Source organism: Bacteroides sp. MSK.18.37, from assembly GCF_019129155.2.
Classification (GTDB): Bacteria; Bacteroidota; Bacteroidia; order Bacteroidales; family Bacteroidaceae; genus Bacteroides; species Bacteroides ovatus.
The window spans coordinates 3,101,039-3,121,570 of record NZ_JAHOIB020000001.1 but is presented as its reverse complement, the minus strand read 5'-3'; the positions used below and the strand labels follow the sequence as shown (position 1 = coordinate 3,121,570).

The following is a 20,532-nucleotide window of genomic DNA, read 5'->3' as shown; positions in this document are numbered from 1 at the left end:
TCACAGAAAAGCAAATCAAAAAATAAATAGACCTTGACAACAAACTAACCAAAAATTTGTTTACTTTGTATCCTATCAATGATTGAACTACTAATAAATTCCATATAATATGGCAAAAAAGAAAGAAAAGAAAGAGAAAAAGGCCGGCAAAAGAATGAGTAAGAAAGAGCTGGCAGCATTATTAATAGACTTTTTCCATGCCAAATCCAGCGAGACCTTGAGTATGAAATATATATTTTCGGAATTGCGTCTCACTACCCATCCGCAAAAAATGTTATGCGTCGATATATTACATGACCTTTTAGCTGACGATTATATTTCTGAAATAGAAAAAGGAAAATTCCGTCTCACCAATCATGGAACAGAGATGGTAGGCACTTTCCAACGGAAAAGCAATGGCAAGAATTCCTTTATTCCTGAAGGAGGAGGCGAGCCGATATTTGTGGCCGAACGCAATTCGGCACATGCCATGAACAATGACAAAGTAAAGATCACCTTCTATGCCAAACGGAAAAACAGAGAGGCAGAAGGAGAAGTGATAGAAATACTGGAGCGTGCAAACGATACTTTCGTCGGCACACTGGAAGTAGCTAAGTCATACGCATTTCTGGTGACAGAGAATCGTACATTAGCCAATGATATCTTCATCCCGAAAGATAAGCTGAAAGGCGGAAAGACCGGAGATAAAGCCATTGTGAAAGTAACCGAATGGCCGGACAAGGCAAAGAATCCTATCGGACAAGTAATAGATATATTAGGTCAGGCTGGCGACAATACCACAGAGATGCACGCAATTCTTGCGGAGTTCGGTCTGCCGTATGTATATCCGAAAGCAGTAGAGACAGCAGCGGATAAGATTCCTGCCGAAATTTCAGCAGAAGAGATTGCCAAACGCGAAGATTTTCGTAAAGTAACAACTTTCACCATCGACCCGAAAGACGCCAAAGATTTTGACGACGCACTTTCCATCCGCAAGCTAAAGGACGGATTGTGGGAAGTAGGTGTACACATTGCCGACGTGACACATTACGTAAAAGAAGGCAGCATCATCGACAAGGAAGCAGAAAAGCGGGCAACTTCCGTTTATCTGGTAGACCGTACCATCCCGATGCTTCCCGAACGGCTGTGTAACTTCATTTGTTCACTCCGCCCGAACGAAGAAAAACTAGCTTTCTCCGTTATCTTCGATATTACGGAAAAAGGAGAAGTCAGAGACTCACGCATCGTACATACGGTTATCAACTCCGACCGTCGCTTCACCTACGAGGAGGCACAACAAATCATAGAAACAAAAGAAGGAGACTTCAAAGAAGAAGTACTCACGTTAGATACGATTGCCAAAGCACTGCGCGAAAAACGCTTCTCTGCAGGAGCCATCAACTTCGACCGCTACGAAGTGAAGTTCGAAATTGACGAAAAAGGAAAACCAATCAGCGTTTACTTCAAAGAGTCAAAAGATGCCAATAAACTGGTGGAAGAATTCATGTTGCTCGCTAACAAGACCGTAGCAGAAAAGATAGGATGTGTGCCGAAGAACAAGAAAGCCAAAGTGCTTCCTTACCGTATCCACGACCTGCCCGATCCGGAGAAGTTGGAGAACTTGTCACAGTTCATCGCCCGCTTCGGCTACAAAGTGCGTACAAGCGGAACGAAGACTGATATTTCAAAATCCATCAACCATTTATTGGACGACATACACGGAAAGAAAGAAGAGAACCTGATAGAAACCGTATCCATCCGCGCCATGCAAAAAGCACGTTACTCAACCCATAACATCGGTCACTACGGACTAGCTTTCGAATATTACACTCACTTTACTTCTCCCATCCGCCGTTTCCCGGACATGATGGTACACCGTTTGGTGACGAAGTATATGGACGGAGGACGCAGCGTATCCGAAGCTAAGTACGAAGACCTCTGCGACCACAGCTCGAACATGGAACAAATTGCAGCCAATGCCGAGCGTGCTTCCATCAAATATAAACAGGTGGAATTTATGAGTGAACGTCTGGGGCAGATTTACGACGGTGTAATCTCCGGCGTAACCGAGTGGGGACTTTATGTAGAACTGAACGAAAACAAATGTGAAGGTCTGGTCCCTGTTCGTGATCTGGATGATGACTACTACGAATTCGACGAGAAGAACTATTGTCTTCGCGGACGCCGCAAAAACAAAATATACAGTTTGGGAGACGCTATTACTGTTCGGGTAGCTCGTGCCAATCTGGAAAAGAAACAATTGGATTTTGAATTAATAGAAAAGTAAATTCACCACAGAGTACGCTAAGAAATCAGGAAGTAAAAAGACTTCGTGTACTCCGTGTCCTCTGTGGTAAGCCAAACAGCCATTATGAAAACTGTCATTATTGAAGATAAACAACGAATCGAATCCATTATTCTCCACTGCGATGCCTGTTTTGTAGGCATTACTGATTTGGAAGGTAATCCCTACGTAGTTCCGATGAACTTCGGTTATGAGAATGGCATCATATATCTTCATTCGGGTCCTGAAGGCAGCAAGTTGGAGATGCTGGAACATAATAATAATGTATGCATCACTTTCAGCGTTGGACATAAACTTGTCTACCAACACGAAAAGGTAGCCTGCAGTTACAGTATGCGTTCGGAAAGCGCGATGTGTCGAGGGCAAGTAGAATTCATCGAAGAGATAGACGAGAAACGCCGTGCATTGGATATTATCATGCGTCATTACACGGATAGTGAGTTCAACTATTCCGATCCTGCGGTACGTAATGTCAAAGTATGGCAAGTACGTATCAATCAGATGACAGGAAAAGTTTTCGGTCTGCGGGCCAACGAAAAGCCATGAAGCGGTTTTCCGGCTTTCGACAATACTTGAGTAGAGTATTCAACAAGCATTGTAGAGTATTTCCAAACTAATTTCTCTAAACAAAAGTTTAGATCACTTTTACCCTCACACCCCCACCATTGCCTGTATCTCTTTATCCATCGACATTACAGGTGTGAGAGTAAAGGTGATTATAAAGACTATTCTATCCTCTCATATCAAATTCTTTTTGTATACTTGCAACATAAATAAAATAGATAAGTACTCTTGCAAAAAAATAGATTATGAAGAAACTGCTATGTCTCGCCCTGTTAGTATCTGCCGGAAGTATCTACTCCGGAAGTATCTCGGCAAACAACAAACCTACTGATAACAAATCCGGCAACAACTCAAAGGACATATACAAAAAGACCTGGATCGACTTCAATAAAAACGGTATAAAGGATGTATACGAAGATCCCTCCGCTCCTATCGAAGCCCGCATCGCGGATTTGCTTTCGCAAATGACGCTGGAAGAGAAAACCTGTCAGATGGCTACTCTCTACGGTTCGGGACGGGTATTGAAAGATGCATGGCCTACTGCCGGATGGTCAGCGGAAATTTGGAAGGACGGTATAGGAAATATTGATGAGCAGGCGAACGGACTGGGTAAATTCGGTTCTGAAATCTCCTATCCGTATGCCAACAGCGTAAAGAACCGACACACCATTCAACGCTGGTTTGTAGAACAGACACGACTGGGTATTCCGGTAGACTTCACCAATGAAGGAATACGCGGATTATGTCACGACCGGGCTACCATGTTTCCCGCTCAATGCGGGCAAGGTGCCACGTGGAACAAAAAACTGATCCGGGAAATTGCGAAAGTCACTGCAAATGAGGCAAAAGCATTGGGATATACCAATATTTATTCTCCTATTCTGGATATTGCACAAGATCCTCGCTGGGGACGTGTGGTAGAAAGTTACGGAGAAGATCCGTATCTGGCGGGCGAATTGGGAAAACAGATGATCCTCGGTCTGCAAAGCGAAGGTATTGTTGCTACTCCCAAGCATTTCGCCGTGTATAGCATCCCGGTCGGTGGACGCGACGGAGGTACGCGTACGGATCCGCACGTGGCCCCGCGTGAGATGAAGACTCTTTATCTGGAACCTTTCCGCAAAGGTATTCAGGAAGCGGGTGCTCTAGGAGTGATGAGTTCGTATAATGATTATGACGGGGAGCCAGTTTCCGGAAGTTATCATTTCCTCACGGAGATTTTGCGTCAACAATGGGGATTCAAGGGATATGTAGTATCGGATAGTGAGGCGGTAGAGTTTCTGCACACCAAACATCGTATCACCCCGACTGAAGAAGAGATGGCAGCACAAGTGGTCAATGCAGGATTGAATATCCGTACTAACTTTACTCCGCCACAAGATTTTATTCTCCCGTTGCGCCGTGCTATCAACGAAGGCAAAGTTTCTTTGCACACGCTCGATCAACGTGTCGGTGAAATTCTCCGTGTCAAGTTTATGATGGGACTTTTTGATAATCCGTATCCCGGTGATGACCGTCGTCCGGAGACAGTGGTACACAACGACGCTCATAAAGCAGTATCTATGAAAGCCGCTTTAGAGTCCATCGTTCTTTTGAAGAATGAGAATCAGATGCTTCCGTTATCCAAGAACTTCAGCAAAATAGCTGTGATTGGTCCAAATGGGGAAGAAGTGAAGGAGTTGACTTGCAGATATGGTCCCGCCAATGCGTCTATTAAGACTGTATATCAGGGAATCAAAGAATATCTGCCTAACTCGGAAGTTCGCTATGCTAAAGGCTGTGACATTATTGATAAATATTTCCCGGAGAGCGAACTGTACAATGTTCCATTAGATACACAAGAGCAGGCGATGATTCAGGAAGCGGTAGAATTAGCAAAGGCTTCGGATGTCGCTATCCTTGTACTGGGTGGAAATGAGAAAACGGTTCGGGAAGAGTTTTCACGTACCAATCTTGACCTCTGCGGACGGCAACAACAATTATTGGAAGCGGTTTATGCAACAGGTAAACCTGTCGTTCTAGTGATGGTGGACGGAAGGGCAGCAACCATCAACTGGGCAAACAAATACGTTCCTGCCATTATCCATGCCTGGTTCCCCGGAGAATTTATGGGGGATGCCATCGCTAAAGTTCTTTTCGGAGACTATAATCCGGGAGGACGTCTGGCTGTCACTTTCCCGAAATCAGTGGGACAGATTCCTTTTGCATTCCCATTCAAGCCGGGCTCTGACTCCAAAGGAAAAGTCCGTGTAGACGGTGTACTTTATCCTTTCGGATATGGTTTAAGCTATACGACCTTCGGATATTCAGACTTGAAAATATCTAAACCTGTGATCGGTCCGCAGGAAAATATCACTCTTTCATGTACTGTAAAGAATACAGGAAAGAAAGCAGGGGATGAAGTAGTCCAGCTTTATATCCGGGATGATTTCAGCAGCGTTACCACCTACGATAAAGTATTGCGTGGTTTTGAACGTATTCACTTACAACCGGGAGAAGAACAAACGGTCAACTTTACCCTTACGCCTCAAGACTTGGGATTATGGGACAAGAATAATCAGTTTACAGTAGAGCCGGGAAGTTTCTCGGTTATGGTGGGAGCTTCTTCACAGGACATACGGCTGAAGGGGAGTTTTGAGGTCCAATAAATAAATCCAAGACAGTCACTAAAAGCAATGTGAGGCAGCCTCTTACTATTTAGGCCACCTCACATTCTTTTTATTTCTCTTTCGTCAACTAGGATAGAGTTATAAGTTATACTTAATAACACAAATAAAACTGGCATCTTTATAAGTTATGCTTAATAAAACTGCCATATCTGTTTTGTATATCAACTATAACTATAAAAAGATGAAACTTATCAATAGCCCTATTTATACAGAGCGTATTCGTCGGTTCACTGTAAAAGGGGAGGATGTCAACCAAAGATATTGCGCAATTCACCAATCTTACTATTCGTGGAGTAGAAACAGCCCGTTACCGAATAAGAAAGAAACTTGCCATTCCCGGAAATATAAATCTTGTTGATTTCCTGATTGACTTTACATAGGAACATTTACTGAATATTCCTTCTAATTTCACACCCCTATTCTGTTGGGATTTTCTAAAGAAACTTTATCTTTGTAATGTCAACAATTAAAAGAATATGGTTCGTTTTAATCTTGTTATCACCTTACTACTAATGATAAGCATAGCTGTCAAAGCCGAACTGACCAACCGGATGTTCGATGTCAGGCATGTAGGCTATGCAGAAGGCCTTAGTAGTCAACGTGTCTTTTCGATTGTCGAGGATGGAGACGGTGCTATGTGGATTGCTACAAAAACCGGAATAGACAGATACAACGGTCATACGGTAAAGAACTATGATTTGCCGGGCAGTTTCTATTATGGCGATCTTGCCGGACGCAGGCTTTACTTATTGTACGACGCACAACAAGGACTGTTCGCCTACGACCACACCGGACGAATCTACCGATATTCCACCATCCTGGATCATTTTGAACAAGTCCTCCACCTGGGACAATTGATTCAGGAAGAAGTCATCTTGAACAAACTCTGTTTGGATAGTGACGGAACCTGGTGGATGGGGGCGGATAAAGGACTATACAAGCAAGAAGCGGACCATCGTATAGTTGCCGTGTTGAAAGGACAATATGTCAACGACATTGCATTTGCCGGCGAGTCGCTTTTTGTGGGCACTTCTAACGGAGTCTGGCAACTGTCACACGCCCTGCCGGATAAGAAACGCCAGCTGCTGGAAGGGTGGAATGTACAAACATTGTTCTGCGACAAACCGAAAAAAGAACTCTGGATAGGCACATTTGGCAGCGGTTTGTCTGTGATGAACCTCGACACTTCCAAAGTGCTTGCGCTGGAGGGACAAGGGAGCACGTTCCTTCATCCGATACGGGCAATTACAGACTATGATGTGCATACCATACTCATAGGCGTGGACGGTGGCGGTGTGTATGCGATAGACAAAGACACCAAGAAAGCCCATTTACTGATGAATACCAAAGATGACACAGATACTTATCTGCGCGGAAACGGCGTATATGCCGTAACCAGAGACGACCAAGGCAACATCTGGATAGGTAGTTATACGGGAGGCGTATCCGTGGCTATCCTGCTGAAACATCCCATTTCGATATTAGCACACGAAAAGGGAAATACCCATTCTCTCATCAGCAACAACGTAAATGATATCGAAGAAAACCCGGATGGCAACCAATGGTTCGCTACCGATGATGGAATCAGCATCCGAAACACCCTGTCAGGCACTTGGAAACACGTGCTGAAAGAAATCGTAACCATTTCTCTTTGCACATCCGGAAATGGGAACGTATGGGTAGGAACGTACGGAGACGGAGTGTATCTACTGGATAACAACGGACGCGTGTTACGCCATCTCACCAAGCAACAAGGGCAATTGACCACCAATTATATTTTCTCCGTCAGACAAGACATGGAGGGAGACTTATGGATAGGAGGTCTGGACGGATGCCTGATCATGTTTGAAAAAGAAAAAGGCAGCAGACGGTCTTTCGACGTGAATTGGGTACAGTCCATCGAACCTATCGACCGAAACCGGGTAGCGGTGGCTACGGTCAACGGTTTTTTCCTAGTGGACAAACATACAGGGAATATACAGCACTATGCCAATTCCCAAGAATTTCACAATCAGAATGTCAGTGCCTATATCATCTCTATGCTGTTCAATGACGACGGAACCGTGTGGCTGGGAACCGAAGGGGGAGGATTGAATCTATATGACATGAAAAACCGGACGGTAAAGACTTTCACTGTTCAAGAGGGATTGCCGTCCAACGATATATATAGTTTGCAGCGGGACGACAAGAAACGCTTGTGGGTCAGCACCGGAAAAGGAATTGCCTTGATAGACAGCCTGCGCGTGTCAAACCTCAACTATGCAGGCAATATAGACAAGGAATATAACAAATCCTCATTTGCCCGGTTGATGAACGGCGAGTTCGTGTATGGCAGCACGGATGGCGCTGTCTTTATCATGCCACTCGACATCTCAACCGTAGACTACTGGACGCTCCTGCGTTTCACTGGGCTGACAGTTGATTATCAAAACGCCCAGGAAGAAGAATCGTTGAGACCCGCCATCCATGATATGCTTGCCGACCGTGCGGTACGGCTCGGCTATAAATACAACTCGTTTACCGTTTCTTTTGAATCTATCAACTATCGTTTCCAGCGCGATATTGTCTATCAGCATATTTTAGAGGGGTATGACAATGACTGGAGCAAACCGTCTGCCGAGGGCAAGGCATCCTACACCAAGGTATCGCCGGGCACTTATCTTTTTAAGGTGCGCAGCCTGCGGCGCAGCGACGGAAAGACTATCTCCGAAAGCACCTTAGAAGTGAAAGTGAGCCAGCCATGGTGGAACTCGTGGTGGGCTTGGACTATTTACCTATTTATAATAGGCTTCGTTTTCTATTTCATCCTGCGCTATAAGAGCAACCAGCTCCAAAAGAAATACGACGAAGACAAAATACGTTTCTTCATCGACACGGCGCACGACATTCGCACGCCGGTAACGCTTATCATGGCGCCACTGGAGGATTTGAACCGGGAACAGGATCTCTCGGACAAAGCCCGTTATTACCTGAATCTGGCCCATGAAAGTACCCGGAAACTCCATTCGCTCATCACACAGTTGCTCGAATTTGAAAAGGTAGACGCCCACAAGCCATCCTCTTCATCGGTTCCGCTTTGTCTGAATGAAGTTTTGCTGAAAGAAGTCTCCGTCTTCCGGTCTTTTTGCGAGAAGAAGCAGTTGACACTGAATCTGACCCAACCCGACGAATCCGTTTTCGTTTCGGCCGACAAACACCTGATAGAGATGTTACTCGACAATCTTCTTTCCAATGCCTGCAAATACACCACGCCCCAGGGAGAAATCAGTCTGGATTTGAAAGCCACGAAACGCAAAGCCATCCTTTCGTTGAAAGATAACGGAATAGGCATACCGAAGAAAGCGAAAAAGCATATCTTCTCCGATATTTACAGAGCCGAAAATGCCCGGCAGTCACAGGAAGAAGGAACCGGATTCGGACTGTTGCAGGTGCAACGCATTGTAAAGATGCTGCATGGAAAAATCACTTTCTGTTCCGAGGAGGGCAAGGGAACTACTTTCATCGTAACATTGCCGCGAACCACCACCGTAGCCGAACCCGTGTCGCACGAATCATCCCTCGAACACCTTGCCGGCACATCGGATAATAACAGCCCCGAAACGGATAAAATGAAAGATCCGGACGACCGGAATACATTGCTCATTGTAGAAGACCACGAAACTCTCCGTCACTACCTCCGCCAGACCTTTGAACACCTCTATCGGGTGATTGATGTTGCCGACGGACACGAAGCTATCGCCTGTCTCGCCAATGAATATCCGGACATCATTCTCTCCGACGTCATGATGCCCGGCATACGGGGTGACGAGCTTTGCAGAATGGTCAAGGAAAATCCTGACACATCGGGTATTCCAGTCGTTCTGCTGACGGCAAAGGCTAACCACGAAGCAATAGTGGAAGGATTGAAGAAAGGCGCGGATGATTATATCCCCAAACCATTCAGTACAGAGATACTGAAATTGAAAGTACAAGGATTGATTGACAATCGAAACAGGCAACGGCAGTTTTTCATGCGGCAAGCCATCGCTCAAGTAGAAGCGGGCGGCAAACGTGACGACAATGAAAGCAATGAAAACAATGAAAGTATCGACAACAAAAACGTAACGACAGCAAGCGAAACAATGGCCGAGGGCGACCGCCGGTTTATCATGCAAGCTACCCGGTTTGTTCTTGAACATTTGGATGAACCCGATTTCAACATCAATCTCTTATGCCATGAAATGGCAATGAGCCGAACACTATTCTACAGTCGCCTTAAATCACTGACGGGAAAAGGGCCGCAAGAGTTTATTCGTATCATCCGGCTACAAAAAGCTGCCGAACTGCTGAAAGAAGGTAAAAGCGTAACCGATGTCGCCACCGAAACCGGATTTGTCAACACGAAGTATTTCAGTTCATTGTTCAAGAAACAATTCGGGATGCAACCGAGTAAATATAGTGGTAAATAGACAAGTATTAAAGGTATAGAAATGAGCTAAACGATCATTTGTTTTTAGACATAAGAACAAAAGAACATAAATGCTGCGCTTTGAAAATTATTTCTGTTGCTTATTGAACGGCTATTTTATTTTTTGTTCTTATGTTCTTATGTCTGAATTAAATTCCTAACTAAAAACCGCATGGTTTGGAATCAATTGCCACTAATGATTTTATTAGTTATTTTTAAGCAATCGTTTACCTATTGATAGTTATTTCATTGCCTAAGGAGTTTTCGTTTGACTATAGTCAAGCGATAGTTCAACATATGTCAAGCGTTCGTTCAACAACTGTCAAACGAAAACTCCTTAGGCAATTGAAAAAATAATATAAGCAAGAGAAAGAAATAAAAACTGCATATTGACGAGTTATTGTCAGCAATAGTATCTTGGGATCATTCCGTACAGCAACAATCTTCGAAAAAGAATGGGTAAGATAACGTCCGTTCGATAAAAATCAGCAGATTTGTCAGCAATCAAACCTAATATGTCAGCAATCTGACCATCGTTTCAGCCGGATATTAGCATCTTTGCACCAAGCTTTACAAGTATAAAGCACATATTACGTTTAACCTTTAAAATGCTAAAACGATGAAAAAAGTAGCACTATTCCTATTTTTATCCGTTTGCTTCGCGCAACAATCCTGTTCGTCGGATTCTGTTGGAACGGAACCGGAAGAAAATCCACAAGACATTCTTTTTAAAGACGATTTCAACTTTTTCGACGAAAAAGTATGGACGAAAGAAACTCATGAACCCGGTTGGACCAACCAAGAGCTACAGGCATACGATGCCGCTCATGTATCGGTAGGAAAAGACGGGGATAAATCGGTTCTGATTCTTACCGCCGAACGCAAAGGGAATAAAATCTATTCAGGCAGGATCAATTCAAAAGGAAAAAAGAGTTTCAAGTATCGCAAGATAGAAGCAAGCATCAAGCTTCCCAAGACTAACGGCGGACTATGGCCTGCTTTCTGGATGATGGGAGACAACGACAAACAGTGGCCGGCATGCGGGGAGATTGATATTATGGAAATGGGAGAACAGAGCGGAATGGCTGCGGGCGATTCGGAAAAACAAGTGAACACCGCCATTCACTATGGCCCCAGCGCAGCGGCTCACGAACAGCAATACTACAAAGCCAATGTTGCCAACAGCCTACAAGACGGCAATTATCACACCTACTCCCTGGATTGGGATGAAAACAACCTGACAATATCCATTGACAACGTCAAGTTTCATACGTTCGACATTAGCTCGAACACATACTTTCATGACAACTTCTACATCCTGTTCAACCTCGCCGTGGGAGGTGCGTTTACAGGAATTACCGATATTAATAAACTGACGGGCCTGAAAGACGGTCAGAAAGTGAATATGTACATCGACTGGGTGAAAATATTATAGGAATCTTAAATATACATGCTATGAATATGGAAAAATGTAAGTATCTACTGTTTTGCGGAACACTCGCCCTTTGGATGGCGGGAAGTTTCCAGCAAGTGTATGCAGCAACGGAACCAAGTTCCCAAGCTATTCAACAACAAAGCAACAAGGTAACCGGAAAAGTGAGCGATGCCACAGGTCCCATCATTGGGGCTTCCGTAGTGGAGAAAGGAACTGCCAACGGAACGATTACCGATCTGGATGGAAATTTCAGTTTGAATGTAAAAGCGGGAGCTACGCTCGTTGTCAGCTACGTGGGTTATAAATCCGAAGAAGTAAAAGCGGGAAGAGGTCCTTTGAACATCACCTTGAAAGAGGATGCCAAAGCATTGGATGAAGTGGTAGTTACCGCCCTTGGCATCAAGAGAGAGCGCAAAGCGTTGGGCTACGGCATTGATGAAGTGAAAGGTGAAGCCTTGACCAAAGCGAAAGAGACGAATCTCATCAACTCCATGGCAGGACGTGTGCCAGGCTTGGTAGTCAGCCAGACCGCCGGTGGTCCTTCCGGTTCTACGCGCGTTATTCTGCGAGGCAGTACCGAAATGACCGGCAATAACCAGCCTCTTTATGTAGTGGACGGTGTACCTTTGGACAACACTAATTTCGGCAGTGCCGGCACAAACGGAGGCTTCGACTTGGGCGACGGTATTTCGAGCATCAATGCCGATGACGTAGAAAACATGTCGGTATTGAAAGGCCCTGCGGCATCTGCACTTTATGGTAGCCGTGCCAGCCACGGTGTTATCTTGATTACAACCAAGCGAGCCAACAAGGATAAAATCAGCGTGGAATATAACGGAACGCTGACTTTCGACACCCAACTTGCCAAATGGGATGAAGTGCAACAGATATATGGTATGGGAAGCAACGGTACTTATAGCTATGATGCCATATCCAACACAAACAAAAGTTGGGGCCCCAAAGCGGACGGTTCAAACATGTTGAAGTATTTCGACGGCGTAGAACGCCCTTTCCTCATTGTCCCCGACAATACGTCCAACTTCTTCCGCACAGGTATCACCGCCACCAACTCCGCCATCATAGGTGTGAACAGCGGAAAAACCGGAATTCGCTTTACCTATACGGATATGCGCAATAAAGACATTGTTCCCCAGACGCACATGAGCCGTGACATTTTCAACCTGCGCGCCAATACGTCTGCAGGAAAGGTAGACTTGGATTTCAGTGTCAACTATACACGGGAAGACGTGAAGAACCGTCCGGCTCTGGGCGACAGCAAGTCCAATATCGGTAAAAACCTGATGACCCTTGCCACCACCTACGACCAGGAATGGTTGCAAACCTATCAGACTGCCGACGGCGAATATTCCAACTGGAACGGCATGGATCCCTACAACGTGAATCCGTACTGGGATATCTATAAGAACTTCAACAAATCCAAGAAAGACTTGTTCCGCATGAACGGCAAGGCCGTATGGAACATCGACCCACATCTGAAACTTCAGGCAACGCTGGGTGCCGAACTCAACTGGTTCACGTTCGATGATTACAAAGCACCTACCACTCCCGGATTCGAAGCCGGAAGACTTCAAAACAGTGCTTTCCGCAACCGCATGTACAACTTTGAAGCGTTGGCTCTCTACAACAACCATTGGGGTGATTTCGATTTCAATGCTACATTAGGCGGCAATGTATATAAGGTGAACAACCAGACCACCGTTACCACCGCTCAAGACATGAAGATACGCGATGTCCCTTCATTGACGAGCTTCAACGAGATCAGTGTAGTGCCCGGCAGTTACCGCAAGCAGATTAATTCGGTTTACGGAGCAGTGAACGTGGGATGGAAACACATGCTTTACCTCGATGCTACGTTGCGTGGCGACCAATCGTCTACCCTTCCCACTGGCAACAACATGTATGTGTATCCTTCTTTCTCCGGTAGCTTTGTATTCTCCGAGCTGACAAAACTGGGCGACCTCCTGCCTTACGGAAAGGTGCGTATGTCATGGGCCCAAGTAGGTAGCGATACCGATCCTTATCAATTGGGACTCGTCTATACGAAATCCAAATATGCTTATCCCGGATATACCATCGGATATATCGATAACGGAACCATCCCCAACAAAGACTTGAAACCAACCAAAACAAACTCCGTGGAAATGGGATTGGAATTGAAATTCCTGAAGAACCGTATCGGACTGGATTTCACCTACTATTCTCAAATCAGTAAAAACCAGATTATGGGAATGGCAAGTTCCTGGACAACCGGTTACAACTATCGCTTGATTAATGCCGGCAAGATAGAAAACAAAGGTATTGAGATTGCCCTTAGCACACGACCGATTCAAACACGCGATTTTTCCTGGGACATTAATCTGAACTTCTCCAAAAACAGCAACAAAGTAAAAGAACTGGATGGCGAATCAGATATGTTTGAACTGGAAAAGGCGTCTTGGCTCGACGTTCAGGTGGCCGCTAAGGTAGGCGAGAACTTTGGTTCTATTGTAGGCCCGGACTTCCAACGGAACGAAAAGGGAGATATTCTGATTGACCCGCAAACCGGTCTGCCGCAATATGACAAGAGCAACCATGTATTAGGTAATGCCTCTTGGGACTGGACAGGTGGATTACTCACCAACTTTACCTACAAGAATCTCTCGCTGGTAGCAGTATTCGATGTGAAAGTAGGCGCCGACCTCTATTCTATGTCTGCCCGTGCTGCTTACGAATCGGGTAAAAGTCCGGAAACATTGGCAGGACGCGACGCCTGGTATCGCTCGGAAGAAGAAAGATTGGCAGCCGGCATTGCAAAAGGAGCCGATAACTGGAAGCCGACAGGCGGATTCGTTGCTCCGGGTGTCATCGACAACGGTGATGGAACATATCGTCCCAACGACATCTACATCAATCCGGAAGACTACTGGATGAGCGTTTGCCGTAATGCACCTTCTATGTTTATTTACGACAACTCATACGTGAAATGCCGTGAGCTGACGTTGAGTTACAATGTACCCAAATCCTGGCTGAAGAATGTAGTAAGCGGACTGACCGTTTCGTTCGTTGCCCGCAATCCGTTCATCGTATGGAAGAATATCCCGAATATCGACCCGGATTCCAACTACAACAATACCACCGGTATGGGACTTGAATACGGTTCGTTGCCTTCACGCAGAAGCTATGGTTTTAATGTAAATGTGAAATTCTAAAAAGATATATCATGAGACAATCTAAATACATCACAATCATCACGATGGCATGTGCCCTGTTTTTCGCTTCTTGCAGCGATGAATACATGGAAAACATGAATACCGACCCTTCCAAGGCCGCTACCATCGACCCGAATGCGCAGCTCACCACTGCCCAACTGCAAACGTACGGAGACCTTAGTATGATGGAAATCTACCGTAACTACCATTATGCATTCACCCAACAACTGATGGGATGTTGGAACACCACCAACTACGGCGGACGCCATACGCTAGACAATAATGAAATGAGCCGTATCTGGACATCGTTCTACACTCAATCCCTGAAGAATATCATTGATGCTCAATATCGCACAGCCGAAGATGCAGAGAAAGTGAATATCAACTCTGTACTCCGCATTTATCGGGTTTATCTTATGTCTATCATCACCGACACTTACGGAGACGCTCCTTTCAGTGAAGCCGGCCTGGGATTCCTCGAAGGAAAGTTCAATCCGAAGTATGACAAACAGGAAGATATTTACAACGCTTTCTTTCTGGAGCTGGAAGATGCCGTCAATAAAATCGATCCGACCAAAGATAAAGTGACAGGTGACCTCATCTATGCCGGTGATGTAACTAAATGGCAACAACTGGCAAACTCGCTTCGCCTACGTTTTGCCATGCGAATATCCAGTGTCAATCCTACAAAGGCACAAACGGAATTTGAAAACGCTTTGGCTGCCAATGGGGGTGTGATAACGGACGCCTCAAGCGATGCGCTCATCAAATACATGACAATCGCATTTAGTTTCGGACAAGAAGCTTACTCTGATTATCGCGGAAATTCATTGTCACAGTTGTTGTTCGGCAACGACCCCGCTAATAATCCAAGTTACCTCTGTTCCACTTTCTTTAATCAGTTATACAATTCCGGTGACCCCCGTACATTCAAAATTTCCCGTTGTTATTATGACGGGCTGATGAGTGCCACCAGTCCCGACAATCGTGTCGACATCACCCAAGAGATGATTGAAAAAGGGATTGCTTTCAGTCCGCGCGACCCAGGTGCCTACTCGTGGGAACCATGGCCTACAGGGTACGACAGCGATATTTGTGCGGAATTAGCCGTTAACAACCCTTCCGTTACAGCAACCATGGCTCGTGAAGTGGAACCCAAACTTGCCAATAATTTCCTAAAAAGCGACAATCCGGGCGTAGTGATGACCTCTGCAGAAGTGAAGTTCCTGATGGCGGAAGCTACCGTGAAAAAATGGAATGTCGGCAGTGTGTCAGCAGAAGATCTTTACAAGCAAGGAGTACGTGCTGCTATTGATTTCCTGACAGACAACTACGGTTGCACGGCTACTACTGATGCAGAGTTTGATGCATTCATTCAAGATAAAGGGGCGTTCGGACATACGGACAATCAGAAACTTGAAGCTATCAATACACAGGCCTGGATTCTTCACTTCACCAATCCTGCCGAATGTTGGGCAAACGTACGTCGTTCCGGTTATCCGAAGTTGAAATCACCGGCAGAATATGGGTTCGGACAATACCTCACCGGTGGAACGGAAATTCCGGTACGTCTCTGCTATCCTGTATTGGAATCTTCCTATAATAAAAAGAGCTACAATGAAGCCATCGAGCGCATGGGAGGAACAGACAATTGGCACAGCCTTCTGTGGTGGGATACTGAAAACTAACTATTAAACAATCATCCATTATGAAAAAGATATATATTGCACTATTTGCCCTACTCGCTGTAGGCTCCACATTTACTGCATGCACCGAGGAAGAACCGTTCGCTACGGTGACAGAAAATGATGATCCGCATATCCTTGCCCCGGTATTTCCTGACAGAACGAACGGTCAATTGGCTACATTCGCCAACATCAGCCGGGATGCGAACTTATCCATCGCGCTGACCGTGACTCCGAAAGATTACACCACAGTAACCTGGTTCATTGATGGGCAAGAAGTAAAATCGGGTACCGACTCCGACAAAGAAATCAACCGTAGTCTGAAAGCCGGTACGTATAATTTGAAAATAGAAGTGGAAACTGTGAAAGGGAAGAAGACTTCCCGTGAAGGATTGGTGGTGGTCAATCCGTTGGCTGATGACCCTCAATCTAAAGAAGTAGCCTTTGAGAGAATTGTATCTCCCGGTAAGACTGCCCGTTTATATGGCAGTAATTTACAGAACGTAACAGCCATCCTCTTGGGAGGAAACACGATCACCGATCCTACTTATGTTGAATCGGCAGACGAGAATTATCTGGAATACATCGTTCCGACAGGCGTAAGCGAAGGCGATTACCGTATCGTTCTGCAAGATGCCGACGGCAATCAATATGGAGCCGACATGGTGAAAGTGACTAATGCTTCCCTTGTCATTTCGGGTGCTAACCGGGCTACTGCCAACGTGGACTGGACCATTTCCGGTATCAATCTTGAAAACATCGCTTCTCTAACTATCGGCGGACAGACGGTGTCTCAATTCAGCAATCAATCTTCTACGGAAGTTACGCTGACTTGTCCGGATTTGTCTGATGGAAGCTATACGCTGACAGGCAAAACCCGTAGCGGAGAGGCTGTGCAGTTCTTGAACGATAATATTACGACTACCGAACAGACTGTGACCGTATCTACCGAAATAACACTTTGGTCAGGACACCATTACGTTTCGTGGGATAAGCCGGACGGTGATCCCAACAAAACTTTTGGTTTGATTCCAATGGATGTATTTGCCGGTATCACAGCCGGGTCGACATTGAAAGTAGTCTACTCCATAGAACCTACTGCCGAATATCATAAGATGCAGCTTGCCACAGGCTATTGGACAGGCTTGGCAGGTGAGATGGAATTTACGGAAAACGGTGAATATACACTGATACTGACACAAGACATGTTGAATAAGATTCAAGCTGAAGCCGGATTCTTATGTGTAGGACATGGCTATTATGTAGACCTGGTAACCGTGAAATAATGTTCCTAAGTAAGTTTAAAAATCATTCATACCATAAGTATCTGTCATTCTTCGGGTTAAAGTCCTCTGAATGACAGATTACATAAACGATGCTACTTAAAAACAAATCATAATGAAACTAAGAAATATTATATTAATGACCGCATCTGTCGCAATGACTGCCTGTTCCAAACAGGCAGTTCCCACTGCCATTCCTGAAGACGCAAAAATAGAACAACAAGTGGAAGAGCTTCTATCAAAGATGGACCTCGATGCCAAGATTGGGCAGATGACCGAGCTTGCCATTGATGTATTAGGAGAGACGATAAATGGTGAATTTCAATTGGACGAGGCAAAACTCCACAAAGCGATTGCTGAATACAAGGTAGGTTCGTTTCTAAATGCTCCCGGCCCGGTAGCACAAAGCCCTGAAAAGTGGAACGAGATTATCGGTCGAATACAAGAACTGTCGATGGCGGAGATTGGTATTCCATGTATCTACGGTCTGGATCAGAATCATGGTACTACCTATACATTGGGCGGCACGCTCTTTCCTCAAAATATCAATATGGGTGCTGCCTTCAATCCGGATTTGACCTACGAAGCGGCACGTGTAACGGCTTATGAAACAAGGGCTAGCAATTGTCCCTGGACATACTCCCCCACTGTCGATATGGCACGTGATCCCCGTTGGCCGCGTGTATGGGAAAATTATGGAGAAGACTGTTTAGTCAATGCCATTATGGGCAGCACTGCTGTCCGAGGCTTCCAAGGAGATGATCCTAACCATATTCCCGCCGACCGAATCGCCACCTCCGTGAAACATTACATGGGATACAGCATGCCACGTACCGGCAAGGACCGCACACCGGCTTATATATCTGTTTCCGAACTGCGTGAAAAATGTTTTGCACCGTTCAAGGCTTGTGTGGAAGCAGGTGCACTGACTATAATGGTCAACAGTGGTTCCATCAACGGAAAGCCTGTGCACGCCGACCGCGAACTCCTTACACAATGGCTGAAAGAAGACTTAGGATGGGACGGAATGTTAATCACCGACTGGGCGGACATCAACAATCTTTATACCCGCGAACATGTGGCAGCAAACAAGAAAGAAGCCATCGAAATGGCAATCAATGCAGGTATAGACATGGCTATGGAACCGTATGATCTCAATTATTGTACACTACTAAAAGAGTTAGTGCAAGAGAAGAAAATACCCATGAGCCGTATTGACGATGCCGTCCGCCGGGTGCTTAGACTTAAATTCCGTTTGGGTCTGTTCGATCATCCGAACACTTTATTGAAAGATTATCCTCTCTTCGGCAGCAAGGAGCATGCACTTATCGCACTTCATGCAGCCGAAGAATCGGAAGTATTGCTAAAAAATAAAGATAATATTCTTCCGCTTCCTCAAGGGAAAAAGCTACTGGTAACCGGTCCGAACGCCAACTCTATGCGTTGCTTGAACGGTGGTTGGAGCTATTCATGGCAAGGACATCTGACCGATAGATTTGCTGACAAATATAACACCATTTACGAAGCAATCTGCAACAAATTCGGAGCCGATCATGTCCGTCTGGAACAGGGCGTAACCTACAAACCCGAAGGTGCTTACATGGAAGAAAATGAACCGGAAATTGAGAAAGCTGTGGCCGCTGCCCGCAACGTGGATATTATTATCGCCTGCATCGGTGAGAATTCATATTGCGAAACACCCGGTAATCTTTCCGAACTTGCCATCTCTGCCAACCAAAGCAAACTGGTAAAGGCACTTGCCGCTACGAGAAAACCGATCATCCTGATACTCAATGAGGGTCGTCCCCGCATTATCAACGAGTTGGAGCCATTGGCTGATGCTGTTATTGACATTCTATTACCCGGAAACTATGGTGGCGATGCATTAGCGAACATTCTGGCAGGAGACGTGAACCCCAGTGCCAAGATGCCTTACACATATCCGCGACACGAAGCAGCACTGACTACCTACGACTATCGGGTGAGTGAAGAGATGGACAAAATGGAAGGAGCTTACGACTACAATGCGGTAGTCTCCGTTCAATGGCCTTTCGGATACGGATTGAGCTACACCACTTTCGAATACAGCAACTTCCAAACGGACAAATCTTCGTTTACCACAGGAGATGATTTGCACTTTTCCATAGACGTAACCAATACCGGTAAATATGCCGGAAAAGAAGTTGTCATGCTATTCAGCAGTGATCTTGTGGCTTCGCTTACTCCCGAGAACCGCCGGTTACGAGCCTTCAAAAAGGTGGAACTGCAACCGGGCGAAACCCAAACTGTCACTCTATCCATCAAAGGCAGCGACTTGGCTTTTGTCAATTCCGACGGGCAATGGGTACTGGAACAAGGAGATTTCCGTATGCAATGCGGAAATCAAACACTGAATATTATATGCAAGTAAACAGAATACACGAATTAATATCCTCCACTTAAAAAGCAGAAACGATATGGACAAGCGGACAAGTATATTCGTTTGAATGGGCAATAAAGAGACTGTTCCGTCATAGAACTAATTTCTGCATTTTAGAAGGTTTCCTCACAGTGCTACTTGGTGAAAATCATCGAGATACTCAAAAGTAAAAGTAATCAGCAAGTAGCCGATGATAAATTCAACCATGTAGATATCAAAGCTAAAAACGATAAGGATGAAATAATCATCATCGAGGTTCAGAACACTCGTGAACTTTACTATCTGGAACGTATTCTCTATGGAGTAGCAAAAGCCATCAGAGAACTGAAATAAAATGAAGGGGATATTTTTTATGTATGGTGGAAAGTTACAGAGATATGAAGTGGTAGAATTAGCCATGCACCGTGAAGATTTCACCCTCACCCCCAAGACTTGGGATTATGAGACAAGAATAATCAGTTTACCGTAGAAACGGGAGTTTCTTAGGCGTGATGGGTGAGAGTTTCTTCGCAGAATATTCGGCTGAAGGGAAGTTTT

10 protein-coding genes and 2 pseudogenes are annotated in these 20,532 nt (G+C 45.3%); all 12 read left to right on the top strand.

Features of this window, described 5'->3' with window-relative positions:
- The first annotated feature begins 109 nt into the window (after positions 1 to 109).
- Positions 110 to 2,266, top strand: coding sequence for a ribonuclease R (gene rnr, locus KSX81_RS12495; protein WP_004298552.1), 2,157 nt, complete (start codon positions 110 to 112; stop codon positions 2,264 to 2,266).
- Between the two features lie 84 nt (positions 2,267 to 2,350).
- A complete protein-coding gene (locus KSX81_RS12490) occupies positions 2,351 to 2,830 on the top strand; it encodes a pyridoxamine 5'-phosphate oxidase family protein (RefSeq protein ID WP_004298553.1) in 480 nt (159 codons plus the stop codon).
- Positions 2,831 to 3,093: 263 nt separating this feature from the next.
- A complete protein-coding gene (locus tag KSX81_RS12485; protein ID WP_004322936.1) occupies positions 3,094 to 5,496 on the top strand; it encodes a glycoside hydrolase family 3 N-terminal domain-containing protein in 2,403 nt (800 codons plus the stop codon).
- A gap of 266 nt (positions 5,497 to 5,762) precedes the next feature.
- Positions 5,763 to 5,897: pseudogene (locus KSX81_RS12480) on the top strand (helix-turn-helix transcriptional regulator); the annotation flags it as partial.
- A gap of 96 nt (positions 5,898 to 5,993) precedes the next feature.
- Positions 5,994 to 9,965 carry a hybrid sensor histidine kinase/response regulator transcription factor gene (locus KSX81_RS12475; protein ID WP_217725456.1) on the top strand — a complete coding sequence of 1,324 codons (3,972 nt, stop codon included), beginning with the start codon at positions 5,994 to 5,996 and terminating at the stop codon, positions 9,963 to 9,965.
- A gap of 618 nt (positions 9,966 to 10,583) precedes the next feature.
- Positions 10,584 to 11,399 (top strand): family 16 glycosylhydrolase, encoded by an 816-nt coding sequence (locus tag KSX81_RS12470; RefSeq protein ID WP_004298557.1) that lies wholly within the window; start codon positions 10,584 to 10,586, stop codon positions 11,397 to 11,399.
- 20 nt (positions 11,400 to 11,419) lie between these two features.
- The gene (locus tag KSX81_RS12465; RefSeq protein ID WP_004298558.1) at positions 11,420 to 14,608 is read left to right on the top strand and encodes a SusC/RagA family TonB-linked outer membrane protein; all 3,189 of its coding nucleotides are present in this window, start codon (positions 11,420 to 11,422) and stop codon (positions 14,606 to 14,608) included.
- Between the two features lie 11 nt (positions 14,609 to 14,619).
- Positions 14,620 to 16,296 (top strand): SusD/RagB family nutrient-binding outer membrane lipoprotein, encoded by a 1,677-nt coding sequence (locus tag KSX81_RS12460; RefSeq protein WP_004298559.1) that lies wholly within the window; start codon positions 14,620 to 14,622, stop codon positions 16,294 to 16,296.
- A 20-nt stretch (positions 16,297 to 16,316) separates the two neighbouring features.
- Complete coding sequence (locus tag KSX81_RS12455) at positions 16,317 to 17,579, top strand: hypothetical protein (RefSeq protein ID WP_004322929.1); 1,263 nt, start codon at positions 16,317 to 16,319, stop codon at positions 17,577 to 17,579.
- Positions 17,580 to 17,691: 112 nt separating this feature from the next.
- On the top strand, positions 17,692 to 19,986 hold the full coding sequence (locus KSX81_RS12450; protein WP_217725455.1) for a glycoside hydrolase family 3 N-terminal domain-containing protein: 2,295 nt from the start codon (positions 17,692 to 17,694) through the stop codon (positions 19,984 to 19,986).
- Between the two features lie 66 nt (positions 19,987 to 20,052).
- A pseudogene (locus tag KSX81_RS12445) lies at positions 20,053 to 20,319 on the top strand (PD-(D/E)XK nuclease family transposase); the annotation flags it as partial.
- Positions 20,320 to 20,329: 10 nt separating this feature from the next.
- Positions 20,330 to 20,464: a hypothetical protein gene (locus KSX81_RS12440; RefSeq protein ID WP_004298563.1), complete on the top strand. Its 135-nt coding sequence runs from the start codon at positions 20,330 to 20,332 to the stop codon at positions 20,462 to 20,464.
- Positions 20,465 to 20,532 lie beyond the last annotated feature (68 nt).

Excerpts from the sequence above, each read along its gene's own strand:
- rnr (WP_004298552.1), top strand. The coding sequence starts at position 110 with ATGGCAAAAAAGAAAGAAAAGAAAGAGAAAAAGGCCGGCAAAAGAATG.
- KSX81_RS12490 (WP_004298553.1), top strand. The coding sequence starts at position 2,351 with ATGAAAACTGTCATTATTGAAGATAAACAACGAATCGAATCCATTATT.
- KSX81_RS12450 (WP_217725455.1), top strand. The coding sequence starts at position 17,692 with ATGAAACTAAGAAATATTATATTAATGACCGCATCTGTCGCAATGACT.
- KSX81_RS12475 (WP_217725456.1), top strand. The coding sequence starts at position 5,994 with ATGGTTCGTTTTAATCTTGTTATCACCTTACTACTAATGATAAGCATA.
- KSX81_RS12460 (WP_004298559.1), top strand. The coding sequence starts at position 14,620 with ATGAGACAATCTAAATACATCACAATCATCACGATGGCATGTGCCCTG.
- KSX81_RS12455 (WP_004322929.1), top strand. The coding sequence starts at position 16,317 with ATGAAAAAGATATATATTGCACTATTTGCCCTACTCGCTGTAGGCTCC.
- KSX81_RS12485 (WP_004322936.1), top strand. The coding sequence starts at position 3,094 with ATGAAGAAACTGCTATGTCTCGCCCTGTTAGTATCTGCCGGAAGTATC.
- KSX81_RS12440 (WP_004298563.1), top strand. The coding sequence starts at position 20,330 with ATGAAGGGGATATTTTTTATGTATGGTGGAAAGTTACAGAGATATGAA.
- KSX81_RS12470 (WP_004298557.1), top strand. The coding sequence starts at position 10,584 with ATGAAAAAAGTAGCACTATTCCTATTTTTATCCGTTTGCTTCGCGCAA.
- KSX81_RS12465 (WP_004298558.1), top strand. The coding sequence starts at position 11,420 with ATGAATATGGAAAAATGTAAGTATCTACTGTTTTGCGGAACACTCGCC.